Below are 25,302 nucleotides of genomic sequence, written 5' to 3'. Positions count from 1 at the left end.
CCGGTCACCGCGGCGAACAGCGGGAAGCGTTCAAGCTCGGCCAGCGCGGCCCGCTCTTGGTCGGAGATAGGCAGGCTCACACCGCTGATTTTCTCATTGTGCGTAGGTCGTCTCGGTGTTCGCATCCTGGAACATTTCGGAGACGATCAGCCACGACCCGTCGGCCTGACGCTGCAATGCGCGAAGCGAGAAGTTGTCCCGGTCCAGCGTTCCGCCGCCAACGAGTCCCTGACCTTTGATTCGCAGGTGGGCTGACACCAGGACGACTTCGGGTGTCAGCACCCGGAAACTGGTCTCGGGCGGGCCCTCGGGTTCGCCGCGGTTGAAGTTGTCATCGGCGAATAGGCCCCGCAGGTAGTCGACGATTTCCTCGCGCCCGCGCTTGACCGTGCCGAAGGCGTTGACCCAGTCGGCGTCATCGGAATACACCGCCCGCAGCGCCTCCGCATCGCGGTTCCGGAAGCCGGTCAGCAAGGTCAGCAGCGTCTTGCCGATCGCTTGCTGGTCGCCGGGCGCCAGATTTGAGAACTCGGTCATGTCGCGATGCTAGGCGCCGCGGTGAACCTTTCGTCGAAGTACCGCGTGGTAGCAGCAGTAGGTTTCAGAAAGGTTTGAGCGATGAGTCCGCTGGTGATGCTCTACTTCTCGGTCGGCACGCCCTTCGCCGGATACGGCCTGGTGAGGCTGCAGGCACGGCTCGAGCGATGGGACTACCAGCGGCACGCCGAGGACTGAGGGCGGGGCGTCTTTTGAAGCTTCGAATCCTGGTTGTCGGCGCTGGCGTGAGCGGCATTTCGGTGGCCCGCGGGTTGATGCGCGACGGACACGACGTCAGCATCTTCGACCAGCGCCCGAACGTCACGGCGGGCGGTGGAGCCGTGACCGTCTGGCCCAATGGCGCGACGGTTTTGCGGCAGCTCGGTGTCGATATGGACGGAGCCGGGCAGCTGCTGTCCGCCGTCCGGGTCATGACCTCCACCGGTCGCCCGCTCGTCACGATGGACCTCAACGCGATGGTGAACCGGCTGGGCGCACCCGTGCGGATGGTCCCGCGACGAATCCTGCTGGAACGATTGCTCGACGGGTTTCCGGCCGATCGCATCCGATGCAACTCCCGCGCGCTCGAGGTGGTCAGTACCCGCAACGGGGTGCGAGTCGACTTCGAAGACGGCAGCTCGGTCGACGGGGACGTGTTGATCGGCGCGGATGGCCTGCACTCGGTGATTCGCAATGTCGCCGGCGCGCAGGTCGCAAAGCCGACCGGCTGGTGCAGCTGGCAGGGACTGGGCACCCTTCCGGACATCGCCGACCCGCACACCGCAATGATGATGATCGGCGAGCACGGGAACCTCGGCCTGTGGCCGGCCGGCGGTTGTCACCTGCAGTGGTGGTTCGACCTGCGCTGGTCGCCCGACTTCGTCAGACCGCAACGTCCGATCGAGATGATTCGGTCCCACTTCTCCGGCTGGTCCGACATGGTCGATCAAGTACTGGCGTCGTTGACTGACGACGATCTGGCCCCGTCGCCGTTCCCGCATTTCCGCCACCCGATTCCTCGCGCCGGCGCAGGCCGGCTGACGTTACTCGGCGATGCCGCTCACACGATGCCGCCGACGCTCGCCCAGGGAACCAATCAGGCGCTGCTGGACACGATGGTGTTGTGCAAGGCGCTGTCAGATTTCCGAAACGGTACGAGCCGCAGCAACAGTGAGCTGTGCAGCGCCCTGCGCTGGTACGAGAACACCAGGCGGCGCAAGGTCAAGGCGGTGTCCTGGTTGACCACCCAGCAGGTGTCGCGTCCCGAACCCGTGCTGCGGCCGGCGGCGCTGATCTCAGACCGGTTCATGACGTGGGCGCTGACGATGTTCCTGCGTTGGGTCAGTCACCGCGACATCTCGGCGGAGATCAGCCGAGACCTCGGGGCCGCGCTGGCTGTGGAGGTGAGGTGATGTCGACGACCGACAGGGTGCCGCCCGCCAAACTGGCCCGCATGGTCGAGTGGATTCGTCATCACCTTTATCGGCTCAACCAGCGGCTGGCACCCGCCCCCGCGGCGATGATGGAGATGATCATCGCCACCTGGACATCCCAGGCGATCACGGCGGCGGCCGAGCTAGGTGTCGCCGACGTCCTCGCCGACGGGCCGTTGCCGATCCACGAACTCGCGGCCAAGGTCGGCGCAGACGCCGACGCGTTGCACCGGCTGCTGCGGGCGTTGATCGGCCGGGGCGTCTTCAGCCGCCGCCCGGACGGTCGCTACGAGCTGAATTCCCTTGCTGACACGCTGCGTTCCGATGCGCCGGTGTCCATGGCGTGGGCGGCCCGGTTCTACGGCTCGCGTGAGCAACGCGAACGATGGACCCGGCTGGTGGATTCGATCCGAACCGGACGATCGGTGGTCCCGGTATTGCACGGCAAGGAAAGCTTCGACTATTTCGCGGAGCATCCCCAGCATGCCGAACTTTTCCACCGGACCATGACGAGCATTTCGGAGTTGACCGATGTTTCCGTGGTGGCCGGCTACGACTTCAGTGCCTACCCCACCATCGTCGATGTCGGCGGCGGGCAGGGTCCATTGCTGGCCACTATTCTCTCGGCGGCGCCGGCCTCACAGGGCGTCTTGTACGACCTTCCGGCGGCAGTGTCCGCCGCACCGGACCTCTTGTGCAAGCACGATGTCGCCGATCGGGTGCGTATCGAGGCCGGATCGTTCTTCGACAGCGTTCCGGGCGGCGGCGACGTCTACGTCTTGAAGAACATCATCCACGACTGGCCCGACGAGAAGGCGGTGCAGATCCTGCGCAATGTGCGCGCCGCTGCCGGCCCGCGCGCCACGGTGCTGCTGATCGAATTGGTCATACCAGACCACGACCGGGACTTCCCAGGGAAGTGGGCCGATCTGGAGATGCTGCTGAATCTGGCGGCCCGCGAGCGCACTGCCACCGAGTACCGAAAGCTGCTCAGCCAAGCCGGGTTACGGATGACGCGGGTAGTGCAGACCGCTTCGCCGCTCAGCGTGGTGGAGGCGCGGACGGCGTAGCGAACCTGTCGGGGCACCGTCGTACAATCGAAAATATGTTCGATAGCGTCGCATCGCAGCAGTTCAAGCGCGCCTTGGCCGACCTGGGCGACGCCGGAGTGGTGGATGCCATCATCGCTGCGGCCCGCGAGCAGAACGCGATGTGTGGGCGGGAGTTGGCCGCCATCGGCGAGTTGTATGCGCGACGCTCGCCCGAACTCGATGCGGATCGTCTGAACTGGGCTATCGACGGCCACGAGAACGTAGTTGCCGAGGTAGCGGCCGCTTTGAACATCAGCCGGGGCCGAGCCCGGGGGCGCTTGCGCTACGCGATTGCGTTGCGCGAGCGGCTGCCCCGCGTCGCCGAGGTCTTTGTGCGAGGGCTCATCGACTTCCGCCTGATGGCCGCGGTCGTGTCTCGCACCGAGTTGGTCGAAGATCCGGTCTTGATCGCCAAGTTGGATGCGGCGATCGCCAGGCATGCGCCGAAGTGGATGCGGCTGTCCGAGCCCAGGCTCTTCGAACGTATCGACATGTGGGTGATGCGGTTCGATCCGGCTGGCAGGCGAGTGCAGGGAGAGCGCACTGAGAATCGCTATGTCGAAATCGCACCCACCGATGGTGGGTTGGCAGGGCTATGGGCTCAGGTGCACGCTACGGACGGCGCGGCTCTAGACCAAAAGCTCGATGCGCTTGCGGGAACGGTGTGCGCAGCAGATCCGCGAACTAAGCAGCAACGTCGGGCGGACGCCTTGGCCGCGCTGGCTGCCGGACTGCCGGCGATGCGTTGCCTGTGTGACTCACCGGACTGCTCGGCGGCACAGCGACGCCCGGCCACCGACGTGGTGATCCATGTCTTCGCCGAGCAGGCGACGATCACTGGTGAGTCTCAATCGCCCAGCTATTTACCGAATTTTGGCCCACTTGCTTCAAATACCCTGCGCGACATGGCGACAACCGCGAAGATCAAGCCGCTCGTGAAGCCGTCGACCAGTCCCGAACCAGGTTATCGACCTTCGGCGGCGCTGGCCGAATTCGTGCGCTTTCGGGACTTGACGTGTCGATTTCCTGGATGCGATCAACCGGCGGAGGTTTGCGATCTTGACCACACCGTCCCATTTCCGCTGGGCCCTACTCATCCATCCAATCTGAAACTGCTCTGCCGTTATCACCACCTGCTGAAGACGTTCTACACGGGGTACGGCGGCTGGGCAGATCGTCAGCTACCGGACGGCACTGTGGAGTGGACTGCGCCCAGCGGCCACATCTATGCCACTACTCCCGGCGGCTGCTTCTTCTTCCCTGCCTTAGCCGCGTCGACGGGCGAGCTTAATGTCGCGCGAGGGATCGAACCGTCCGATATCGCACGAGGATTGATGATGCCGCGGCGGAAACGCACGAGGGCAGAAGATCGCCACTACCGCATTGCTTCGGAGCGGCGGATCAACGAAGAACGACTTGCTCAGGAGCGACTTTCCAAACAGCGCCGAAAACACGCGGCGCGTTACGATCCACTGCCCTTCTGACCGGGTAGCCACGCGCCCATGCGGCGTAACGCCTCCTCGATGTCGCTCGTGGGCCCGGCGAACGAGAGCCGGACGAACGAGCCGCCGTGCTCAGGATCGAAGTCGATGCCGGGCGCAATCGCTACTCCGGTGTCGGCCAGCAGCTTTGAGCAGAAGTCCATCGAGTCCGCGGTGAAGTCAGAGACGTCGGCGTAGACGTAGAACGCGCCGTCGGTGGGCGCCAACCGGTCGATGCCGATTCCGCGGAGACCCTCGAGCAGCAGCGAGCGATTGGAGGCGTAATGGTGCAGGTGTCCGTCGGCTTCTTCGACAGCCTCGGGGGTGAACGCCGCGACGGCGGCGTACTGCGACAGCACGGGCGGGCAGATGGTGAAGTTCCCGGTCAGGCGGTCCACCGCCCGGCGCAGCTCGGACGGCACCAGCAGCCAGCCCAACCGCCATCCCGTCATCGCGAAGTACTTGGAAAAGCTGTTGACCACCATGGCATTTCGCGACGTGCTCCAGGCACAACTGGTCTGCGGTGTGCCCGGGTAGACCAATCCGTGGTAAACCTCGTCGCTGATCAGCCGCACGCCGGCGTCATCACACCAGGATGCGATCGCCGCGAGTTCCGCGGGCGGGATGACTGTTCCGGTCGGGTTGGCCGGGCTGGCCACGACGACACCCTGCACCGGTGGGTCGAGTTCGGCGAGCATCTGCACGGTGGGCTGGAACCGGGTCTCGGGGCCACATTCGATCACCACGACCTCGCATCCGAGCGCTGCCAAGATGTTTCGGTAGCAGGGGTAGCCGGGACTGCTGACCGCCACCCGGTCACCGACGTCGAAACAGGACAGGAAGGTCAGCAGAAATCCGCCCGATGAGCCGGTCGTCACCACCACGTCGTCCACATCGACCTGCAAACCGTGCCGATCCAGATACGACGCCGCGATAGCCGCGCGCAGCTCGGGAATGCCCAGCGCCACCGTGTAGCCGAGTTGATTGAGATGCAGTGCCGCGGCGGCGGCAGCGCGCACCGGCTCGGGGGCACCGGCACTGGGCTGCCCGGCCGAGAGGTCCACCAGATCGCCGTGGCTACGCTGGCGCTCGGCGGCCGCCCGCAAGACGTCCATCACGTAGAACGGTGGGACCCCGGCGCGCAGTGCGAGGTGATCGCTCATGTCGCCAAGGTTAGAGCACTTCAGATTCCAGCCGGCGCAAGTATTCGCGCGCCGGGCCCAGCAGCTGCGAACTGCCATGCGCCCGTTTGAAATACAGCTGCATGTCGTGTTCCCAGGTGATCGCGATACCACCATGCAGCTGGATTCCCTCGGCGGCCACCGCGCTCAACGCGTCGGTGGCCGCGACGCGGGCCAGCGCCGCCGACGTGGCTGACGGTGCGTCTATGGCATCGTTCACCACGGCACGCGCGGCCTGCACCGCGACATAGAGATCGGCCATCCGGTGTTTGAGCGCTTGGAAGCTGCCGATCGGCCGACCGAACTGCACCCGTTCCTTGGTGTATTCGACAGTCAGGTCCAGGCAGCGGGCCGCGGCGCCGATCTGTTCGGCGGCCAGCAGGATCGTGGCGACATCGGCGACGCCGGGATCCGCGCCCAGCGGTGTGGTGCTGTGCGGCGTCAGGCGGGCCAGCCGACGGGTGGGATCCATGGTGGTGACCAGCTCGGCGTCAAAGGCCGTCCACCGGTCGAGCGTGCCGTCGTTGGTGGCGATGACGATGTCGGCGATATCGCCGTTGACCACGTAGTCGGGGTCGGTCACCAGCGCGCCGATCGACGCGCCTTCGGCAAGCGCGCCCAATGCTTCGCTGTCGGGATCGTCGGCGGCCAACAGCGCAAGTTCCGCCAGCGTGGTGCCGAGTAGCGGGCTGGGCACCAGCCCCTTGCCGAGTTCTTCGAGGACGACGGCCGCGTCACCGAGACCGCCGCCGGCACCGCCGTATTCCTCGGGCACCACCAGCGCGGCAGCGCCGACCTGCTCGCAGAGCAGCCGCCACAGCGACTCGTCGTAGCCGCGTTCGGATTCCATCGCCTCGCGCACCGCGGCGGGCGACGCATGTTTGGCCACCAGCGCCGCCACGGTCTCGCGCAGCAGTTCGCGTTCCTCAGTCTTGGTCATGTCAGCGCCTCCAGGACCCGACGCCGGTGCGTGGCCGGGTCACCCCAGGCGGACCGCAGCGCCTGCACGCGCAGCAGCCACAGCGACAAGTCGTGCTCGGCGGTGAAGCCGATCGCGCCGTGGGTCTGCAACGCCGACCGGGCCGCCAGCAGCGCGGCGTCCGAAGCCGCAGCCTTGGCCGCACTGACATCGCGAGCGGTGTTGGGCGAGTGATCCGCCAGCGACAGTGCCGCCCCGTAGACCAGTGGGCGGGCCAGCTCGACCGCGATGTGCACATCGGCGAGCTTGTGCTTGATCGCCTGGTACGAGCCGATGACTCGGCCGAATTGGGCGCGCTGCTTGGCGTAGTCGACCGCGGCGTCCAGCAGCGCCTGGCCGGCCCCGACCAGTTGCGCGGCGGTTGCCAGTGCGCCGAACTCGTAGGCGCGTGCGACGTCGGCCTGCCAGGCTTCGCAAACGGCCTCGGCGTCGAAGAGGTGGCGGCTTGGGTCAACGGACTCCCGCCGGTCGCCCACGTGCGCTTCGCTGACCCAGCCATCCTCTTCCGCGGCGAGGACCAGCCCGGCGGCGTCGGCATCCACCGCCCGCGGCACCTGCGGCCATAGCACGACAGTGACCATCAGTTCACCGGTCGCCAGCGCCGCGCAACGGTCGTCTTCCGCCAGCAGAACTGGCGCTACAGCAATGGATTCGGTGACCGGCCCGGGTACACACCAGCGTCCCAGCCGCTCCAACGCCACGACCAGGTCGACCGGGTGCGCGTCCAGGCCGTCGAACCGCTCCGGAACCGCTAGCGCGGTGACTCCCAGGTCGGCCAGCCGCGCCCAGACCTTGCGGCCGGGCGCGGTGTCACCGCCGGCCCAGGCGCGCACCGCGCCCGGCACATCGGCCGCCGCGAGTGCTGCGTCGATGCTGGCCGCGAAATCGCGCTGCTGCGCGTCAACGTCAAAAAACACAGCATCTCACCTTTTCTCCCGGGGCAGCCCCAACAGCCGCTCGGCGATGATATTGCGTTGAATCTCGTTGGTGCCGGCGTAAATCGGGCCGCCGAGGGCGAACAACAACCCGTTGGTCCAGGAGCCGGCCAGCTCGGCGTCGGCGCCCCGGATGTCCAGCGCGGTCTGGTGCACCGCGACGTCCAAGTCGGACCAGAACACCTTGGTCACCGAGGACTCGGCGCCCAACTCACCGCCGTTCGCCAGCCGGGTCACGGTGCCGAAGGTGTGCAACCGGTAGGCCTGTGCTTTGATCCATGCGTCGGCTACCTGGTCACCAAAAGCGCTGTCGCCGTTGGTCTTCCACAGCTGGGCCAGTCGCTCAGCGGCGGCCAGGAAGCGCGCAGGGCTGCGCAGCGACATGCCGCGTTCATTGCTCGACGTGCTCATCGCGGCACGCCATCCGTCGTGCACCTCGCCGATCACGTCGGCGTCGGGCACGAATACGTCGTCGAGGAAGATCTCTCCGAAACCGGTGTCGCCGCCCAGTTGGGCGATCGGCCGCACGGTGATCCCGTCAGCTTTGAGGTCGAACATGAAATACGTGAGCCCGCGATGGCGCTCCGCCACAGGGTCAGAGCGGAACAGTCCAAAAGCCCTGTCGCCGAACGGCGCTCGCGAGCTCCAGATCTTTTGGCCGTTGAGCAGCCAGCCGTCGTCGGTGCGGGTGGCCGTCGAGCGCAGCGAGGCGAGGTCGCTGCCGGATTCCGGCTCCGACCAGGCCTGCGCCCAGATCTCCTCGCCGCTGGCCATCTTCGGCAAAACGCGATCCAGCTGCTCCTCGGTGCCGTGCGCGAACAACGTCGGCGCCAGCATCGAGGTGCCGTTGGCGCTGGCTCGTCCGGGCGCCCCGGCGCGGAAGTACTCCTCCTCGAAGACCACCCACTGCAGCAGGGTTGCGTCGCGGCCGCCGTACTTGCGTGGCCAGGTGATGACCGATAGACCCGCATCGAAAAGCACCTTGTCCCAATGCCGGTGCTGCTCGAAACCCTCGGCCGTGTCATAGGACAGCGTCGGGAACGATTCTCGGTGCGCACCCAAGAACTCGCGCACCTCCTGCTGGAATGTCAGGGTGTCGTCGTCGAAATCCAGGTCCATCAGCGCATCTCTCGCAATTGCGGTTTGACTACCTTGCCACCCGCGTTGCGCGGCAGCGTGTCGACAAACCTCACCGAACGAGGGATTTTGAAGTTCGCCAAGTACTCACGGGTGTAGGCGATCACCGCCTGCTCGTCGAGCCCGGACCCGGGCCGTGTCACCAGGAATGCCCGGCCGACCTCTCCGAGCCGCTCGTCGGGAACGCCGATCACCGCGCAGTCCAGCACACCGTCCAGCCGGGCGAGCACCTGCTCCACCTCGGCCGGGTAGACGTTGAAACCGCCGCAGATGTACATGTCCTTGAGCCGATCGGTGATCTGGAGATTGCCTGCGCTGTCGAGCTTTCCGACGTCACCGGTGTGCAGCCAGCCGTCGGCGTCCACGGCATCCGCGGTGGCTTGCGGGTCGTCGAGGTAGCCGAGCATTACATTGGGCCCACGCAGCAGTACTTCGCCTTGATCGCCAATCCGCAGCTCGAAGTCGGCGACTGGCCGTCCGCAAGTGGTGGCCACCGTGACGGCGTCGTCGTCGGCGCGGCACATGGTGCCGAACCCGTTGCATTCGGTCAGGCCGTAGGCGGTCAGCACGATATCGATGTCGAGTTCGGTTTGCATCCGCTCGATCAACACGACCGGCACCGTGGCCGCACCGGTGACCGCGAACCGCAGCGAGCGCAGGTCGTAGCCGCCGCGGGCGGGATGGTCGAGCAGCGTCTGGAAGATGGTCGGCGGTCCGGGCAGCACGGTAATCCGGTGCTCGGCGATCGCGCGCATCGCCCGCTCGGCGTCGAAGGTCAGCTGTGGGATCAGCGTGGCGCCGGTCTGCAGGCAGGCCAGGATTCCGGCCTTGTAGCCGAAGTTGTGGAAGAACGGGTTGATGCACAGATAGCGGTCGTCGCCGGTGATCTTGCCGCAGGCCGCCCACGCCGCCGAACCGGACAACGATTGCCGGTGCGCGCACAGCACGCCTTTGCTGCGGCCGGTGGTGCCGGAGGTGAAGAGGATGTCGGAGACGTCGTCGGGACGGACCGCGGCGGCGCGGGCATCGGCGGCCGGGAGGTCAGTCCCGGCGGCGACGAAGTCGTCCCAGGTCCCGTCCTTGGCGTCTACTGGCACCCGCACGATGTGACGGAGATTGGGCAGCGCCCCCCGGTCGAGATCGGCGGTCTTATCCGTGCCGAGGAACTCGCCCATCGCCACCAGCAGCGGAGCGCCGGTGCGGACCAGGATGTCGGTGGCCTCGGCCGCGGTATAGCGGGTGTTCAGCGGTACCACGGTGGCGCCGGCGTAGTGGGTCGCCAGGCAGGCAACCACCCAGTGCCAGGTGTTCGGGGACCACAGTGCCACCCGCTCGCCGGTGCTCACGCCCAGCGCGATCATCGCCGCCGCGGTACGGCGGACCTCGTCGCGCAGCTCGGCGAAGGTGACGGTGCGATCTGGCGTGACCAGCGCATTGTGGTCGGGAAGCTCGCGCGCGATGCGGTCCAACACCGCAGGAATGGTCTGCGGATCGCTCGGCATCGATGCATGCTCCTAACAAAGCAAGTGCTTGGTAGGTTAGCCTACAGGGGTGCAGGGCGTCGAGGAGTTCCGGGCCGAGGTACGCGACTGGCTGGGCGAGAACCTGGTCGGTGAGTTCGCCGCGCTCAAGGGACTCGGCGGGCCGGGCCGCGAGCATGAGGCGTTCGAGGAGCGGCGGGCCTGGAACCGGCATCTCGCGAAAGCGGGCCTGACCTGTTTGGGCTGGCCGGTCGAGCACGGTGGCCGCGGCCTGTCGGTCGCGCATCGGGTCGCGTTCTATGAGGAGTACGCGATTGCCAACGCGCCTGCGAAGGTCAACCACTTCGGCGAGGAACTGCTGGGGCCGACGCTGATCGCCTTCGGCACGCCCGAACAGCAGCAGCGGTTTCTGCCCCGAATCCTCGACGTCACCGAGCTGTGGTGTCAGGGCTACTCCGAGCCGGGTGCCGGCAGCGATCTCGCCAACGTGTCCACCTCCGCTGTGCTCGACGGCGACGCGTGGGTGATCAACGGCCAGAAGGTGTGGACATCGCTGGCCCACTGGGCGCAGTGGTGTTTTGTGGTGGCACGCACCGAGAAGGGCTCCAAGCGCCACGCCGGGTTGTCGTATCTGCTGGTGCCGTTGGACCAGCCCGGGGTGGAAATCCGCCCGATCGTCCAGCTGACCGGGGACTCGGAATTCAACGAGGTGTTCTTCGACGACGCCCGCACCGATGCCGACTTAGTGGTCGGCGCAGCCGGCGACGGCTGGCGGGTCGCGATGGGAACGCTGACCTTCGAACGCGGTGTTTCGACACTGGGTCAACAGATCGTCTATGCGCGCGAGCTGAACAGCGTCGCGGAACTCGCCAAACGCACCGGCGCCGCCGGCGATCCGCTCATCCGCGAACGCCTGACCCGGTCTTGGGCCGGCCTGCGGGCGATGCGCTCCTATGCCTTGGCGACCATGGACGTCGAGCAGCCCGGACAAGACAACGTCTCAAAGCTGTTGTGGGCCAATTGGCATCGCGAGCTCGGTGAGATCGCGATGGACGTGCGGGGTAAAGCGGGCCTGGTCTTGGACAGCGGAGACTTCGACGAATGGCAGCGGCTGTATCTGTTCACCCGCGCGGACACCATCTACGGCGGCTCGAACGAGATTCAGCGCAACATCATCGCCGAGCGTGTGCTTGGCCTACCCAGGGAGGCTAGATGACGTTAGCGGTCGCGCCGAAAGAGGTTGCCGGACACGGGCTTCTGACCGGCAAGGTCGTGATTGTCACGGCGGCCGCCGGCACCGGCATCGGGTCGGCCACCGCTCGGCGGGCGCTGGCCGAAGGCGCTGACGTCGTCGTCTCTGACCACCACGAGCGGCGCCTCGGCGAGACGGCCAAGGAGCTGTCGGCGCTGGGCCTGGGCCGTGTCGAGCACGTGCTCTGCGACGTCACCTCGTCTGCTCAGGTCGACGCGCTGATCGCGTCGGCTCACGCGCGGATGGGCCGGATCGATGTGCTGGTTAACAACGCCGGCCTGGGTGGACAAACACCGGTGGTCGACATGACCGACGAGGAATGGGACCGCGTCCTGGACGTCACGCTGACGTCGGTCTTTCGCGCGACCCGGGCGGCGCTGTGCTACTTTCGCGACGCCGACCACGGCGGGGTGATCGTCAACAACGCCAGCGTGCTCGGCTGGCGGGCCCAACACTCGCAATCCCACTACGCGGCAGCCAAAGCCGGGGTGATGGCGCTGACTCGGTGCAGCGCAATCGAAGCCGTCGACTACGGCGTGCGGATCAACGCGGTATCGCCGAGCATCGCCAGGCACAAGTTCCTGGACAAGACCACCTCGGCAGATCTGCTCGATCGGTTGACAGCCGGGGAAGCTTTCGGACGAGCGGCCGAGCCGTGGGAGGTGGCCGCCACCATCGCGTTTTTGGCCAGCGACTACTCCAGTTACCTAACTGGAGAAGTGATTTCGGTGTCGAGTCAGCACCCATGAACCGGCGCGACGAGCTGTTGGCACTGGCGGCGACGATGTTCGCCGAACGTGGCCTGCGCGCGACCACGGTCCGCGACATCGCGGACGGTGCCGGCATCTTGTCCGGCAGCCTCTACCACCACTTCGCGTCCAAAGAAGAGATGGTCGACGAGTTACTGCACACCTTTCTGGACTGGTTGTTCGGCCGCTACCAGGAGATCATCGACAGCCAGTCCAATCCGCTGGAGCGGTTCAAGGGGCTGTTCATGGCGTCGTTCGACGCGATCGAGCACCGGCATGCCCAGGTCGTCATCTACCAGGATGAGGCCAAGCGGTTGCTGTCACAGCCGCGGTTCTCCTACATCGAGGACATGAACAAGCAGCAGCGCAAGATGTGGGTCGACGTGCTGCACCAGGGCATCGAGGAAGGCTATTTCCGTCCCGATCTCGACGTCGATCTGGTTTACCGCTTCATCCGCGACACCACCTGGGTGTCGGTGCGCTGGTATCAGCCCGGCGGACCCCTCACCGCCGAGCAGGTCGGTCAGCAATATCTCGCTATCGTTCTAGGCGGAATCACCAAAGAAGGAGATTAGAAATGGCACGTGTCGGCGACGATGCGGAGCGAAGCGACGAGGAGGAGTGACACAAATGACAGAGGCGTACATCGTCGAGGCCGTCCGTACCGCCGTTGGTAGGCGCAATGGATCGCTTGCCGGCGTGCATCCAATCGACCTGGGAGTGGCTGCATTTCACGGGTTGTTCGGGCGGGTCGACGTGGATCCCGCGGCCGTCGATGACGTGGTGGTCGGATGCGTGGACGCGATCGGCGGGCAGGCCGGCAACATCGGTCGCAACGCATGGCTGGCGGCGGGCTATCCCGAAGAGGTCCCCGGGGTAACCGTCGACCGGCAGTGTGGTTCCAGCCAGCAGGCGATTTCCTTTGGTGCGCAGGCGATCATGGCCAACACCGCCGATCTGATCCTGGCCGGCGGCATGCAGAACATGAGCCAGATCCCGATCGCGTCGGCGATGGTGGTCGGCAAGGAGTTCGGGTTCACCTCGCCGACCGGCGAGTCGAAGAATTGGCTGCACCGCTACGGCGATCAGGAGATCTCGCAGTTCCGCGGCGCGGAGCTGATCGCCGAACGGTGGAATCTGTCCCGCGAGGAGATGGAGCAGTTCGCGCTGACCAGTCACGAGCGGGCGCTGGCCGCGATCCGGGGCGGACACTTCGACAACGAAATAGTCGCCGTTGACATAGATGGGGTCGGCTTCCGGATCGACGAGGGGCCGCGCGAGACGTCGCTGGAGAAGATGGCCACGCTGAAGACGCTGTCCGAAGGTGGCCGACTGACCGCAGCGGTGGCCAGTCAGATCTCCGACGGCGCCAGTGCGGTGCTGCTGGCATCCGAGCAGGCTGTCAAGGATCACAAACTCACACCGCGAGCCCGCATCCATCACATCAGCGCCCGCGGGGCCGACCCGGTATTCATGCTCACCGGGCCGATTCCGGCCACCCGCTACGCACTGGAGAAGACCGGGCTGTCCATCGACGACATCGACACGGTAGAGATCAACGAGGCGTTCGCGCCGGTTGTGCTGGCCTGGCTCAAGGAAATCAAGGCCGACCCGGAGAAGGTCAACCCCAATGGTGGCGCGATCGCACTCGGTCATCCGTTGGGCGCTACCGGGGCAAAGCTTTTCACCACCATGCTCAACGAGCTGGAGCGCACCGGTGGCCGCTACGGCCTACAGACGATGTGCGAAGGCGGCGGCACCGCCAACGTCACCATCATCGAACGGCTTTAGGCGATCAGCGCCTCACGGCTTAGATGGTGCGTCTGTGACTTTGAGGTAATCCTCAATGCCGAGTCGGGCAAAGTAGCGTTGCCGCTGGGTCGACAGCAAGTGCATGGCAGCCGCCGCGTCGATGACCTCAGGCTGCACCACGTCGTAGCTTTCGCCCTGCGACGAGATACTTGCACGCCCGGCCGCAAGGATGTTCAGCAACCAGTCCACTCGTGTGCCATAGGGCAGTGGTACGACGAAACCGTCTGCGAAGCGCTCCACGACGACCGGTGTGGCGTACTGCTTGCCCGACCGTCGGCCGGTGTGGTGGATAGCCGCCGCATACCAGTGCTTGTGGCCGGCTAAGCGCAACATCAGCGGGTTGAGCAGGTATCTGTTGGAAGTACGAACCGCATTCAGCAGCGGCTTGGGCCAAGACCCCGGTGTCACAACACTCATGGCCCCATGGTGGCCCCGAGTCATGAGCCGAAGCCAGGGTCTTTAGTCAACGGCTTAATGCTATTGGACCATCGTCGATGCGGCCTGCAGGTGCTTGACCGCATCGGCGACAATCGCCTGGATCAGCTCCGCGCACGATGGCAGGTCCTCGACGATACCGGCCACCTGACCGGAAGCGAGCACGCCGGCGTCGGTATTGCCTTCGACCAGGCCGGCTTTCAGCAGCATCGGGGTGTTGGCCGCCATCACCACTTGCGACCAGGTGAGCTCCTTGCCGTGCCGCATCGCCAGGCCATCGCGAATCATCGACGCCCAGGTCATCTGAGACATCTTCTTGAACTTCGCGGCATTGCGCACGGCCGCGGTGAAGCCCCTTGCCCGCGAGCCACTTTCCAGCTTCTCGACCAGCCCGGTGCGCAACACTCGGTGCGGCATGCCATCGACGCGGGTGGTGACGACGGTCCCATCCAATCCGGCCTGCAGATAGCGTTGCTTGACCGCGTCAGGCACGGTGGAATCCGACGTGAGCAGAAACCGGGTACCCATGGCCACCCCGGCCGCGCCGTAAGACAACGCTGCGGCCAGGCCGCGACCGTCGAAGAAGCCGCCCGCCGCGATAACCGGGATGCTCACCGCATCGAGCACCGACGGCAACAGCAGCGTCGTGGCGATCGGCCCGGTGTGTCCACCGCCCTCGCCGCCCTGAACAATCACTGCGTCGGCACCCCAGGAGGCCACCTTGCGTGCATGCTTAGCAAGACCGACCGACGGAATCACCAGCGCGCCCGCGTCTTTCAATTTGCTAATCAACTCTTGCTTGGGAGCCAACGCGAACGACGCGATCTTGACGCCTTCGCGGATCATCAGATCCACCCGGTCGGGGGCATCGCCGGCGTCGGCGCGAATGTTCACGCCGAATGGCTTGTCGGTGGCCGCCTTGACCTTCCCGATCGCGGTGGCCAGTTCGTCGAGCGTCATGGTGGCCGACGCCAAGATGCCCAGTCCGCCCGCGTTTGCGGTCGCCGAGACCAGCCGGGCGCCGGCCACCCATCCCATTCCGGTTTGCACCACCGGGTGCTCGATACCGACCAGCTCGGTGAGTGGCGTGCGCAATTTCATGAACGTATCTCTCGGTCGCGCAATGCTTTAGGATCGATGGTCTCGCGGATCAGGCGCAATTCGTCGTCAGTGGGCAGCCGCGTCTCTGCCGCGTCGTCGAGACCGTGCACCTCGAACGAGGTGTTGTGTCGGACGTCGTCGGGCGACACACCCGGATGCAACGTCAGCGCCCGCATCGTATGGTCCGGCCCGCCGAAGTCGAACACGCCGAGATTGGACACCACTCGGTGCGTGTTGGCGAACCGGAATGCCGGGTTGTCGGTGTCCACCTTGTCCCAGCCGACACCGCAGACCACATCGACGGTCTCGCAGAACACCCGCTTGGAGTGGTTGCCGACCCAGTAGCTCGTCGCGTGGTTGATCGCGTTTCCCGGCGCGCCCCGGAGGCCGAACATCTGCCGGGTCGGGTGCTGCAGCGGACCGAACGCCGAGATGTTCTGATTCCCAAAGCGGTCAACCTGATTGGCCCCCATCACCACATGACGGCGGCCCCAGGCCAGTGTCTCGAACACCCGGCCGAACGGCATCCAGCCCTCGACGGCTGCGGACGCGCCGAGCGCCGGGGTGTCTGCCAACAGCTGCGCTTCACCGTCGGTCAGCAGGATGTCGGGGGAGAAGGTCAGGCGCGCCAGCCGCGCGCCGACCGAGGCCATGTTGGTCATCGGGCTGACCATGATCTCGCCGGCATCTCTGAACAACTCGGCGCAGGCGACCGCACAGACTTCAGCTCGGGTGCTTGCGGTGTCAGTCACGAAGCCGCCTGCTCTGCGAACTTGCGCACGGCCGACTGATATTCGGCTTCGCCGCCCGACAGGTAGGTTTGCACGAATTTCTGCCAACCCTCGTCCGTTGAGGCCGCCTCGGCGTAGTGGCGCTGGAACTTTTCGTCTCGGCCGTAATCCGGTGCGGCGGTGGTGAAGTGCGCACCGCCGGGTGCCTCCACCACGGCGTCGACCATCATCCGGTTCACCAGCAGCGCCTGCGGAGGCACCGCTTTGATCAGTTCCTCGGTCGACACGACGCGCTCGACCGACAGGCACCGCTTGTCGGCGGCCATCAGGAACAGGTCGTCGAAGTAGGGGTCGATCCCGGTGTATGCGGCATTGCCTTGCGCGTCACCGAGATTGAGATGCACGAAGGCGGCGTCCAAGCGCAGCGCGGGCATCGCGATCAGCGTTTCGTGTCCGCCGTCCGGCGCCGGGTACGGGCTGGTGACCGTTTGCAATTCGCCCTCCCAGAAGTCCGGGACCGAGCTGCCCAGCCCGGCGCGGATTGGCAGGAACGTCAGCCGTTGCGCTGCAGCCTGCAGTCCGCAGCGGAGCATGCCCTCGTCCATTTCCCGGGCCTCGATGGATCCGGTGGTGCGGGCTTTGGCGAACCAGGGGTCGTAGAACGGCGGCGAATCCAGCGAGACGAACCCGTAGTAGACGCGCTTGACCTTGCCGGCGGAGCACAGCAGGCCCAAATCCGGCCCGCCATAGGTGACCACGGTCAAGTCTTTGACGTCCGTGCGGAGCATGGCGCGAACGAAGGCCATCGGTTTGCGCCGTGAGCCCCAGCCGCCGATGCCAATGGTCATGCCGGTGCGCAGTTGCGCGACAGCCTCGTCGAGGGTGGTGCGCTTGTCGCTCATTCCTTCTTGCCCTTCGCCGTTCCGGCGAACGCGTCGCGATGCTCGTCGGCAACGCCGGCGAGATTGAGCTCGAAGGTAAAGCCTTGCTCCATGCGGTAACTGGAGTTGACCCGCTGGACGTCGATCAAGTTCAGCGCTTCCTTGGCCGCCCGGATCACCCGGGTGTCCTTGGCGGCGATGTCGCGCGCCACCCGCAGCGCGGCTTCGTCGAGTTCCTCGCGCGGCACCACCTCGTGCACCGAGCCGAAGTGGTGCAGGGTGGCGGCGTCCACGGTGGCCGCGGTGAAGAACAGTCGCCGCATCAGGTGTTGCGGCACCAACCGGGACAGGTGGGTAGCCGCACCCAGCGCGCCGCGCTCGACCTCGGGCAGCCCGAAGGTCGCATCCTCGGAGGCCACGATCACGTCGGCGTTACCCACCAGGCCGATGCCGCCGCCGACGCAGAACCCGTTGACCGCGGCGATCACCGGCACCGCGCACTCGTAGACGGCCCGGAACGCGGCAAAGCAGCCCCGGTTGGCGTCGATCAGCGCGGCGAAGCCTTCGGTGCGCTGCATCTCCTTGATGTCCACCCCGGCGTTGAAGCCGCGGCCCTCGGCCCGCAAGATCACCGTGTGCGTGTCCGGATCGTTGCCGGCGGCGGTCAGTGCGTCGGCGAGTTCGAACCAGCCGCGCGACGGGATGGCATTGACGGGAGGGAAGTCGACGGTGACCGCGACTATCCCCGGTTCGGCGGTGCGTGACGTGATTGTCATCGAGATCCTCGACCACTTCCTTGCGGGACGATTACCTAAGCAAGCACTTGCTTGGTACGCTAGCACAGTGACCCATGCCGACGGAGGCCCCGCGATCAGCTTCGGGCTCGCCGGCCGGGTCGTGCTGGTGACCGGCGGCGTTCGGGGGGTCGGCGCCGGCATCAGCTCAGTTTTCGCCGGACAAGGTGCGACCGTGGTGACCTGCGCCCGGCGCGCGGTCGAGGGCCTGCCGTATGAGTTCCACTCCTGCGACGTCCGTGACGACGACGCGGTCAAGGCGATGATCGACGCGATCGTCGACCGGCACGGCCGACTCGACGTCGTCGTCAACAACGCCGGCGGCTCGCCGTACGTACTGACCGCAGAGTCCAGCGCGAAGTTCAACCGGAAGATCATCGAGCTCAATCTCATTGGCGCGCTGTCGGTTTCCCAGCATGCCAACGACAAGATGCAGAACCAGGAGCGCGGCGGTTCGATCGTCAACATCTGCAGTCTCAGCGGTCGGCGGCCCTCCCCGGGCACCGGCGCATACGGGGCGGCGAAGGCCGGCCTGGAGAGCCTCACGCAGACGCTGGCGGTGGAATGGGGGCCCAAGGTGCGGGTGAACGCCTGCGTGGTCGGGATGGTCGAAACCGAACAGGCCGACCTGTTCTACGGCGACGCCGAGTCGATCGCCGCGATCTCCAAGAACGTGCCACTCGGCCGGCTGGCCACACCTGTCGATGTCGGTTGGGCTGCAGCGTTTCTGGCCTCGGATGCGGCGCTCTACATCAGCGGTGCGTCGTTAGAGGTGCACGGCGGGGGCGAGCCGCCGCACTATCTGGCCACCACGAACGCGAGCGCGATCAAGTAGAGGAGACGGGAAATATGGGTGTTGTCGACGGTCGCGTCGTCATCGTCACCGGAGCGGGCGGCGGTATAGGGCGCGCGCATGCGTTGGCCTTCGCCGCCGAGGGCGCGCGCGTTGTGGTCAACGATATCGGTGTGGGCTTGGACGGGTCACCCGCGGGCGGCGGCAGCGCTGCGCAGAGCGTGGTCGACGAAATCACTGCAGCCGGGGGTGAAGCCGTCGCCAACGGCTCCAACATCGCGGACTGGGATCAAGCCGCCGCTCTGATCCAGACCGCCGTCGACACGTTCGGCGGTCTGGACGTCCTGGTGAACAACGCCGGCATCGTCCGCGACCGGATGATGGCCAACACCAGCGAGGAGGAGTTCGACGCGGTCATCGCCGTGCACCTCAAGGGCCACTTCGCCGCAATGCGGCACGCCGCGTCGTATTGGCGGGGGCTGAGCAAAGAAGGCAAAACCGTTGACGCACGGATCATCAACACCAGCTCCGGTGCGGGCCTGCAGGGCAGCGTCGGGCAGGGTAACTACAGCGCCGCCAAGGCCGGCATCGCGGCACTGACCCTGGTCGGCGCCGCCGAGATGGGCCGGTACGGCGTGACGGTCAACGCGATCGCGCCGTCAGCCCGCACCCGGATGACCGAGACGGTCTTTGCCGAGATGATGGCAACGCAGGACGACGATTTCGACTCCATGGCGCCGGAGAACGTCTCGCCACTGGTCGTCTGGCTGGGTAGCGCTGAATCCCGTGATGTCACCGGGAAGGTGTTCGAAGTGGAGGGCGGCAAGATCCGCATCGCCGAAGGCTGGGCACACGGCCCCCAGATCGACAAGGGCGCCAAGTGGGATCCGGCCGAATTGGGACCCGTGGTCGGCGAGCTACTCGCCAAGTCTCGGCCTGCGGTGCCGGTGTACGGCGCCTAGCCAACAGCCGCCCAGGGGTGGGTGTGCACTTCGACTGGGAGCAGCTCACCGACAGCGTGCGTCGTTGTCGGCTACCGTTTCTCGACGTCACCGTCGGTCTGGTGCAAGGCCGCACCGGGGTACTGCTGATCGACACCGGTACCACGCTGACCGAAGCTGCGGCGATCGACGCCGACGTGCAACAGATCGCCGGACGCGGTGTGACGCATGTGGTGTTGACTCACAAGCACTTCGATCACGTGCTGGGTTCCGGAGTCTTCACCGACGCTGAAATATACAGCGCACCAGAAGTTTTCGATTACCTCACGACGGCCACCGATCGGCTTCGCGCCGACGCGTTACGTTATGGTGCCGACGTCGATGAAATCGACCGCGCGATTGCGGCCCTCCAACCGCCGCAACACGCCGTCGACAACGCCGTCGTCGACCTCGGAAACCGCAGCGTGACAATCGCTTACCTGGGTGGTGGCCACACCACCTCCGACCTGGTCGTGCTGGTGCCGGGCGATGACGGCGGCCGGGTCGTGGTCTACTGCGGCGATCTCATCGAGGAATCCGGCGACCCGGCGATCGATGCCGACTCCGATGTGGCGGCGTGGCCGGCCACACTTGATCGCTTGCTGGCGGTCGGCGGACCCGACGCCATCTACGTGCCGGGTCACGGTAGTGTCGTCGACGCGGATTTCGTGCGCCGCCAACGGGATTGGCTCAGATAGTGCCGCCCAACGCGGCGACGATGTCGTCGAAAACCTCGACCGGGAATTGCGAGAGCGCGGTGTCGACTTGGCTGAGACCGGTCTGAAGCGCAGCATCAATCGTCGTCGAATTGCCGGTCAGCAGAGCCTCGTAGATGTCGTAGCCGGCGAACTGCGGCGCCTCCATCAGGTTGCGGAAGTCGACGAAAAGCTCTGTCCCCAATCCCGGGTCTTGCGGCACGGATATCCCGTCATAGCTGACCAGCGTCCAATCCCCGGGACTTCCTTCGACCACGACTTGGCCGGCGTTCGGTAGCAACTGGCCGGTGTCCTCGTAAGTTGTGAGCAGGGCCGAAAAATCGGGATTGTTGACGTTCATCAGCGTCCAGACAACGATCGCGCCTTCGCTGGAGAACGCCACGTCATTCAGGCTGCCACCGGACCCGACGGTGTTGTCGTAGATCGTTTGAACGGCGCCGCTGAAGTCTTGGTCGAACACGACTCCGTTGAGGCTGGGGTCGCCCAACTCTGGCACCAGGACATCGCCGAGCACCCACGAAACCGGGCCCAGGAAGTACAGGATGCCTTGGAGGCTGTTAGTCGGATCGCCGTCGAAAGAGCCCGCGGGGATTTCGTTGAGCCCGGCCAGTTCCTGGGCAGTCACAGTCTGGCCAGTCAGGCTGCTCAGCTCGGCCAGCAACGGCGCCGCGGTCTCCTGGGTCCTGAGCTCCTGCGAGTCGTAGACCCCGGCGATGTTGGTCCCGTACTCCGAGATGATCGAGGTGGCGACGGTGTTGGCCTGGCTTTCGTCGGTGGCGTCGAGCCCAGTCCCGGGCGGCTCCGTGTCGATGATGCCCGCCGCATTGTCGACCGATTCACCGTGCCGCACCAGGTCCAGAATGATCGACTCGTCGTCGGCCCAGGCCAGCGCCGATCCGATGGACATCAGGGCCGTCGAGAGCAGCCCGACGGTAACAAAGCGGAGCCGATTTCTCCGCGATGGAAATACGAAAGGGCGCTGGCGCGGATTGCTCATCACTTCTCCCTTGGCCGCTGGGCGTGTGAGGGCAATGGCAATTTACCGCAGCCAACCTCGCTGTTCGCCGAAATCCGCGGGCAGATCGACGCCGGTTCGCATACCACCAACGGGATAACCCGGTCGGTGGCCGCGCGGTATCCGCGATACGGCGGATACATCTTGATCAACCACGGCCAGTAGCGGTCCCGCTCCAGCCTGGCGCGCATGCCGGCCGTTGGTAGGCCCGTATACCCAGATATGCACGCGGGCAGAGTATTTGAGCAAGGCAGCGAGGAACGCTAATTCCGGATCCATCCCTGCCGCGCCATGTGCAAAGCGTAGGTGTGGCCTCGGATTTCGCGACACTTAACCGAATGCGACGACACGCCGATGCGAGTCGCAATGGCTTAAGTCTCGCGCAGCGGGCGCGGCCGTTGTCCGGGTTAAGGGTCGCAGACGACGATCGGTATGGTCCGGTCGGTCCACGACTGGTAGTCCTCGTATGTCGGATACATCTTGACCAGCTGCGGCCAGTACTTGGCGCGCTCGTCGTCGGTGGCGTCCCGGGCGGTCAGGTCGAGGACTTCTTTTTTGACCTGGACCGAAACCTTAGGGTTGGCCTTGAGGTTGAGGTACCACATCGGGTTCTTCGCCGCCCCGGCCTTGGATGCCGCGACGATCACCCGGTCACCGTCGCGCAGGAAATACAGCGGGCTGACTCGTGGCTGGCCGCTCTTGCGGCCCATGGTGGTCAGCAAGGCGACCGGAATGTTCTGGAATGTGCCGCCCAGTCCTTCCCCGCCGCCACGGCGGTACATGAAGGTGTTGAGGCGCGACATCCACTTGGTGAGGAAGTCGGTGAACGGCAATCTCAGATAGAGCGGTCGTGGTTTGGCGGGCATGACTGCGATCCTAGGGTCGCTGGATGAACGGGTGGAAGCGAACCCTGATGTGCCGGATCGTGGTCTCCCCGGCCGGGATGACGAAGGTCTCGTCGACCCGCGCCGCCATGCGCCGTCCAGCGAATGACGCCTTGATCAGTACGTTGTACACCGCTCGCACCTCATCACCGGCGATGGTGTAGTCCGGCTTGGTGGTCGCCGCGATGATCCGGTACTGCGGGCCGCGGTTGAGGCTGCGCCGCAGGTGATTTCCGGAAAAGCCGGTCCTGACGCCCTGCTCGATCCGAATGCAGTCCGGCGCGAACGGGACCACGGCGGCGTCGTGGCTGACCAGTGCGTCGATGTACGACTGCGCCGCAGCGATGCGATCGTCGTCGGTAGCGCCCACTAGATGCGCTCGAGAATGGTGCCCGTCGACAGCGCGCCGCCGGCACACATGGTGATCAGCGCCGTGCTCTGATCGGAGCGCTCCAGCTCGTGCAATGCGGTGGTGAACAGCCGGCTGCCGGTGCAACCCACCGGATGCCCCAACGCGATCGCGCCGCCGTTGACGTTGACTCGGGCCATGTCTGCGTTGTGCACCCGGGCCCAGGACAACACCACCGACGCGAACGCCTCGTTGATCTCGACGAGGTCGATGTCGCCCATCTTCATGCCGGCCTTCTCCAGCACCTTCGCGGTGGACTGTACCGGCCCGTCCAGGTGGTAGTAGGCCTCGGCGCCGACCAGCGCCTGGCTGACGATCCGCGCCCGTGGGGTTAAGCCTTGCGCTCTGGCTACGGACTCATCCATCCACAACACCGCCGCCGCGCCGTCGGAGATCTGCGACGACGTGCCTGCGGTGTGGATGCCGCCGTCGAGCACCGGCTTGAGCTGGCTCAATCCCTCCAGCGTGGTGTCCCGCAGACCCTGGTCACGGCTAACCATGTGGCGCTCGCTGGTGGGTTGCTTCTGCTCGTCGAGCACCGGCGCCTCGACCGGTGAGATCTCCCGGTTGAAGCGGCCCTCGTCCCAGGCCTGCTTGGCATGCTGCTGGGAGGCCAAGCCGAACTCGTCGATGTCCTCGCGGGTGATGCCGCGACGCTTGGCGATGCGCTCGGCGGCGGTGAACTGGTCGGGTAGATCGATGTCCCACGATTCCGCGCGCCAGTTGCGGTCGGGACCGGCGTTGGCGCCCAGCCCAACCCGGCTCATCGCCTCGATCCCGCAGGCGATGCCGATGTCGATGGCGCCCGCCGCGATCAGCCCGGCGATCAGATGGTTGGCCTGCTGGCCGCTGCCGCATTGGCAGTCGACGGTGGTGGCGCCGACGTGCTCGGGCAAACCCAGGGTCAGCCACGCCGTCCGGGTGATGTTGTTGGATTGCTCCGCGTACTGTGTCACGCAGCCGCCGATGACCTGCTCGACGTCGCCGGCGTCGATACCGGCCTTATCCACTAGCGCCTTCTGAACTGCGCCCAGCAGCTCGGTGGCGTGCAGCCCCGACAACCATCCGGCGCGTTTGCCGATGGGGCTACGGGTGGCTTCAACTATTACCGGGTTACCCATGGGGTCAGGCTAGAACACGTTTCATTACCCTGACAAGCGACGATGCCCTGACACCTTTTGGTCTGCGGCGAGAGCATGTTTTACTGGCACTAGAACACGTTGTAGTTCAGGAGATAACTCTATGGTGCCCCCTAACATTCCGGCTGACTTCGACTTCCTCGATCCCGACGTCAACCTGGCCGGACTTCCGGTGGCGGAACTTGCCGAGCTCCGCAAGTCCGAGCCGATCCACTGGGTCGACGTGCCCGGCGGTACCGGTGGCTTCGGGGACAAGGGCTACTGGCTGGTCACCAAGCACGCCGACGTCAAAGAGGTGTCGCGGCGCAGCGACGTCTTCTCCAGCTGGCAGAACGGTGCGATCCCGGTCTGGCCGAAGGAGATGCAGTTCGAGCAGATCGAACTGCAGCGCAACGTGATGCTCAACATGGACGCCCCGCACCACACCCGGCTGCGCAAAATCATCTCCCGCGGTTTTACGCCGAGGGCGGTCGGGCGGCTGGAGGAGGAACTCGCGCAGCGGGCCCAGAATATCGTCAAGACCGCGGCGGCTGCGGGCTCCGGCGACTTCGTCGAGCAGGTGTCGTGTGAGCTGCCGCTGCAGGCCATTGCCGGACTTCTGGGCGTGCCGCAGGACGACCGCGACAAGCTGTTCCGCTGGTCCAACGAGATGACCGGCGGCGAGGATCCCGAGTTCGCCGACGTCGATCCGGCGCAGTCGTCGATGGAACTGATCAGGTACGCGATGGCCATGGCCGACGAGCGCGGCAAGAACCCGACCGACGACATCGTCACGACGCTGATCCAGGCCGACGTAGAAGGGGAGAAGCTCTCCGACGACGAGTTCGGCTTCTTCGTCATCATGCTCGCGGTGGCCGGCAACGAGACCACCCGCAACTCGATCACCCATGGCATGATCGCGTTCTCGCGGAACCCCGATCAGTGGGAGCTGTTCAAGAAGGAGCGTCCGTCGACGGCTGCCGACGAGATCATCCGCTGGGCCACGCCGGTGTCGGCATTCCAGCGCACCGCGCACGAGGACGTCGAGCTCGGCGGGGTCAAGATCAAGAAGGGGCAGCGGGTGGTGATGTCGTATCGCTCAGCCAACTTCGACGAAGAAGTGTTCGAGAATCCGCAAACGTTCAACATCCTGCGCGACCCGAACCCGCACGTCGGCTTCGGTGGCACCGGTGCGCACTATTGCATCGGCGCGAACCTGGCTCGCATGACCATCAACCTTATCTTCAACGCGGTCGCCGACAATATGCCGGACCTCAAACCGATCTCGTCGCCCCAGCGGCTACGGTCGGGCTGGCTCAACGGGATCAAGCACTGGCAGGTCGACTACACCGGCAAGTACGCGGTAGCGCAGTGACG

General features: G+C 65.7%; 27 protein-coding genes. 11 read left to right on the top strand and 16 right to left on the bottom strand.

What is annotated here, in order from left to right:
* Window positions 1-93: 93 nt before the first annotated feature.
* Entirely contained in the window at window positions 94-537 is a 444-nt protein-coding gene (locus VEI45_RS24330) for an SgcJ/EcaC family oxidoreductase (RefSeq protein WP_324857072.1), read from the bottom strand.
* A 167-nt stretch (window positions 538-704) separates the two neighbouring features.
* Between VEI45_RS24330 and VEI45_RS24325 the strand changes: the two genes are divergently transcribed.
* The 3 genes from VEI45_RS24325 to VEI45_RS24315 are packed head-to-tail and all read left to right on the top strand — an operon-like array spanning window position 705 to window position 4,545.
* Window positions 705-1,949 (top strand): NAD(P)/FAD-dependent oxidoreductase, encoded by a 1,245-nt coding sequence (locus VEI45_RS24325; RefSeq protein ID WP_324857071.1) that lies wholly within the window; start codon window positions 705-707, stop codon window positions 1,947-1,949.
* Window positions 1,949-3,040: a methyltransferase gene (locus tag VEI45_RS24320; RefSeq protein ID WP_324857070.1), complete on the top strand. Its 1,092-nt coding sequence runs from the start codon at window positions 1,949-1,951 to the stop codon at window positions 3,038-3,040. The genes VEI45_RS24325 and VEI45_RS24320 overlap by 1 nt, the downstream gene beginning before the upstream one ends.
* Window positions 3,041-3,075: 35 nt before the next feature.
* Window positions 3,076-4,545, top strand: a complete 1,470-nt coding sequence (locus VEI45_RS24315; RefSeq protein ID WP_324857069.1) for an HNH endonuclease signature motif containing protein — start codon at window positions 3,076-3,078, stop codon at window positions 4,543-4,545.
* Here VEI45_RS24315 and VEI45_RS24310 read toward each other — a convergent pair.
* From VEI45_RS24310 to fadD3, 5 genes are read right to left on the bottom strand one after another with little or no spacing between them, the layout of a single operon-like run.
* Window positions 4,524-5,705: a pyridoxal phosphate-dependent aminotransferase gene (locus tag VEI45_RS24310; protein WP_324857068.1), complete on the bottom strand. Its 1,182-nt coding sequence runs from the start codon at window positions 5,703-5,705 to the stop codon at window positions 4,524-4,526. The two genes, VEI45_RS24315 and VEI45_RS24310, sit on opposite strands and share 22 nt — an antisense overlap.
* Before the next feature lie 10 nt (window positions 5,706-5,715).
* Window positions 5,716-6,663, bottom strand: coding sequence for an acyl-CoA dehydrogenase family protein (locus VEI45_RS24305; protein ID WP_324857067.1), 948 nt, complete (start codon window positions 6,661-6,663; stop codon window positions 5,716-5,718).
* Window positions 6,660-7,619, bottom strand: a complete 960-nt coding sequence (locus VEI45_RS24300) for an acyl-CoA dehydrogenase (RefSeq protein ID WP_324857066.1) — start codon at window positions 7,617-7,619, stop codon at window positions 6,660-6,662. Before VEI45_RS24300 ends, VEI45_RS24305 begins: the two co-directional genes overlap by 4 nt.
* Before the next feature lie 6 nt (window positions 7,620-7,625).
* Window positions 7,626-8,756 carry an acyl-CoA dehydrogenase family protein gene (locus VEI45_RS24295; protein WP_324857065.1) on the bottom strand — a complete coding sequence of 377 codons (1,131 nt, stop codon included), beginning with the start codon at window positions 8,754-8,756 and terminating at the stop codon, window positions 7,626-7,628.
* Window positions 8,756-10,276, bottom strand: coding sequence for a 3-((3aS,4S,7aS)-7a-methyl-1,5-dioxo-octahydro-1H-inden-4-yl)propanoate--CoA ligase FadD3 (fadD3, locus tag VEI45_RS24290; protein WP_324857064.1), 1,521 nt, complete (start codon window positions 10,274-10,276; stop codon window positions 8,756-8,758). The genes VEI45_RS24295 and fadD3 overlap by 1 nt, the downstream gene beginning before the upstream one ends.
* Before the next feature lie 49 nt (window positions 10,277-10,325).
* Here fadD3 and ipdE1 point away from each other — a divergent pair, with 49 nt between their 5' ends.
* Genes ipdE1 through fadA6 form a run of 4 tightly spaced genes read left to right on the top strand, consistent with a single transcriptional unit; the run spans window position 10,326 to window position 14,047 of the window.
* Window positions 10,326-11,471: an acyl-CoA dehydrogenase IpdE1 gene (ipdE1, locus tag VEI45_RS24285; protein WP_324857063.1), complete on the top strand. Its 1,146-nt coding sequence runs from the start codon at window positions 10,326-10,328 to the stop codon at window positions 11,469-11,471.
* Window positions 11,468-12,256, top strand: coding sequence for a (5R,7aS)-5-hydroxy-7a-methyl-1-oxo-2,3,5,6,7,7a-hexahydro-1H-indene-carboxyl-CoA reductase (gene ipdF / locus VEI45_RS24280; RefSeq protein ID WP_324857062.1), 789 nt, complete (start codon window positions 11,468-11,470; stop codon window positions 12,254-12,256). Before ipdE1 ends, ipdF begins: the two co-directional genes overlap by 4 nt.
* The gene (gene kstR2 / locus VEI45_RS24275) at window positions 12,253-12,831 is read left to right on the top strand and encodes a TetR family transcriptional regulator KstR2 (RefSeq protein WP_324857061.1); all 579 of its coding nucleotides are present in this window, start codon (window positions 12,253-12,255) and stop codon (window positions 12,829-12,831) included. Before ipdF ends, kstR2 begins: the two co-directional genes overlap by 4 nt.
* A 55-nt stretch (window positions 12,832-12,886) precedes the next feature.
* Entirely contained in the window at window positions 12,887-14,047 is a 1,161-nt protein-coding gene (gene fadA6 / locus VEI45_RS24270; protein WP_324857060.1) for a steroid 3-ketoacyl-CoA thiolase FadA6, read from the top strand.
* Window positions 14,048-14,059: 12 nt separating this feature from the next.
* Here the strand turns inward: fadA6 and VEI45_RS24265 are convergent, their stop codons facing one another.
* The 5 genes from VEI45_RS24265 to echA20 are packed head-to-tail and all read right to left on the bottom strand — an operon-like array spanning window position 14,060 to window position 17,992.
* Entirely contained in the window at window positions 14,060-14,485 is a 426-nt protein-coding gene (locus VEI45_RS24265; protein ID WP_324857059.1) for a nitroreductase family deazaflavin-dependent oxidoreductase, read from the bottom strand.
* 60 nt (window positions 14,486-14,545) lie between these two features.
* A complete protein-coding gene (gene ipdC, locus VEI45_RS24260) occupies window positions 14,546-15,604 on the bottom strand; it encodes a (3aS,4S,5R,7aS)-5-hydroxy-7a-methyl-1-oxo-octahydro-1H-indene-4-carboxyl-CoA dehydrogenase (protein ID WP_324857058.1) in 1,059 nt (352 codons plus the stop codon).
* Window positions 15,601-16,356, bottom strand: coding sequence for a cholesterol ring-cleaving hydrolase subunit IpdB (gene ipdB / locus VEI45_RS24255; protein WP_324857057.1), 756 nt, complete (start codon window positions 16,354-16,356; stop codon window positions 15,601-15,603). Before ipdB ends, ipdC begins: the two co-directional genes overlap by 4 nt.
* Window positions 16,353-17,237 carry a cholesterol ring-cleaving hydrolase subunit IpdA gene (gene ipdA / locus VEI45_RS24250; RefSeq protein ID WP_324857056.1) on the bottom strand — a complete coding sequence of 295 codons (885 nt, stop codon included), beginning with the start codon at window positions 17,235-17,237 and terminating at the stop codon, window positions 16,353-16,355. The genes ipdB and ipdA overlap by 4 nt, the downstream gene beginning before the upstream one ends.
* On the bottom strand, window positions 17,234-17,992 hold the full coding sequence (echA20, locus tag VEI45_RS24245) for a (7aS)-7a-methyl-1,5-dioxo-2,3,5,6,7,7a-hexahydro-1H-indene-carboxyl-CoA hydrolase (protein ID WP_324857055.1): 759 nt from the start codon (window positions 17,990-17,992) through the stop codon (window positions 17,234-17,236). The genes ipdA and echA20 overlap by 4 nt, the downstream gene beginning before the upstream one ends.
* Window positions 17,993-18,059: 67 nt before the next feature.
* Between echA20 and VEI45_RS24240 the strand changes: the two genes are divergently transcribed.
* The 3 genes from VEI45_RS24240 to VEI45_RS24230 are packed head-to-tail and all read left to right on the top strand — an operon-like array spanning window position 18,060 to window position 20,481.
* Complete coding sequence (locus VEI45_RS24240; RefSeq protein WP_414687577.1) at window positions 18,060-18,845, top strand: SDR family oxidoreductase; 786 nt, start codon at window positions 18,060-18,062, stop codon at window positions 18,843-18,845.
* Window positions 18,846-18,859: 14 nt separating this feature from the next.
* The gene (locus VEI45_RS24235) at window positions 18,860-19,765 is read left to right on the top strand and encodes an SDR family oxidoreductase (protein ID WP_324857054.1); all 906 of its coding nucleotides are present in this window, start codon (window positions 18,860-18,862) and stop codon (window positions 19,763-19,765) included.
* A gap of 23 nt (window positions 19,766-19,788) precedes the next feature.
* On the top strand, window positions 19,789-20,481 hold the full coding sequence (locus VEI45_RS24230; protein WP_324857074.1) for an MBL fold metallo-hydrolase: 693 nt from the start codon (window positions 19,789-19,791) through the stop codon (window positions 20,479-20,481).
* Here VEI45_RS24230 and VEI45_RS24225 read toward each other — a convergent pair.
* From VEI45_RS24225 to VEI45_RS24205, 5 genes are all read right to left on the bottom strand, one after another.
* The gene (locus VEI45_RS24225) at window positions 20,474-21,496 is read right to left on the bottom strand and encodes a phosphoglycerate mutase family protein (RefSeq protein ID WP_324857053.1); all 1,023 of its coding nucleotides are present in this window, start codon (window positions 21,494-21,496) and stop codon (window positions 20,474-20,476) included. The two genes, VEI45_RS24230 and VEI45_RS24225, sit on opposite strands and share 8 nt — an antisense overlap.
* The gene (locus tag VEI45_RS24220; RefSeq protein ID WP_414687576.1) at window positions 21,496-21,705 is read right to left on the bottom strand and encodes a nitroreductase/quinone reductase family protein; all 210 of its coding nucleotides are present in this window, start codon (window positions 21,703-21,705) and stop codon (window positions 21,496-21,498) included. Before VEI45_RS24220 ends, VEI45_RS24225 begins: the two co-directional genes overlap by 1 nt.
* A gap of 216 nt (window positions 21,706-21,921) precedes the next feature.
* Window positions 21,922-22,380: a nitroreductase family deazaflavin-dependent oxidoreductase gene (locus VEI45_RS24215; RefSeq protein ID WP_324857052.1), complete on the bottom strand. Its 459-nt coding sequence runs from the start codon at window positions 22,378-22,380 to the stop codon at window positions 21,922-21,924.
* 10 nt (window positions 22,381-22,390) lie between these two features.
* Window positions 22,391-22,768, bottom strand: coding sequence for a hypothetical protein (locus tag VEI45_RS24210; protein WP_324857051.1), 378 nt, complete (start codon window positions 22,766-22,768; stop codon window positions 22,391-22,393).
* Complete coding sequence (locus VEI45_RS24205) at window positions 22,768-23,928, bottom strand: steroid 3-ketoacyl-CoA thiolase (RefSeq protein WP_324857050.1); 1,161 nt, start codon at window positions 23,926-23,928, stop codon at window positions 22,768-22,770. Before VEI45_RS24205 ends, VEI45_RS24210 begins: the two co-directional genes overlap by 1 nt.
* A 121-nt stretch (window positions 23,929-24,049) precedes the next feature.
* Here VEI45_RS24205 and VEI45_RS24200 point away from each other — a divergent pair, with 121 nt between their 5' ends.
* Window positions 24,050-25,300, top strand: a complete 1,251-nt coding sequence (locus VEI45_RS24200; RefSeq protein WP_324857049.1) for a cytochrome P450 — start codon at window positions 24,050-24,052, stop codon at window positions 25,298-25,300.
* Window positions 25,301-25,302 lie beyond the last annotated feature (2 nt).

Source organism: Mycobacterium sp. (assembly GCF_035623875.1).
Taxonomy (GTDB): domain Bacteria; phylum Actinomycetota; class Actinomycetes; order Mycobacteriales; family Mycobacteriaceae; genus Mycobacterium.
The sequence above is the reverse complement of the archived record's forward strand: the minus strand, read 5'-3'. Positions and strand labels throughout refer to the sequence as shown.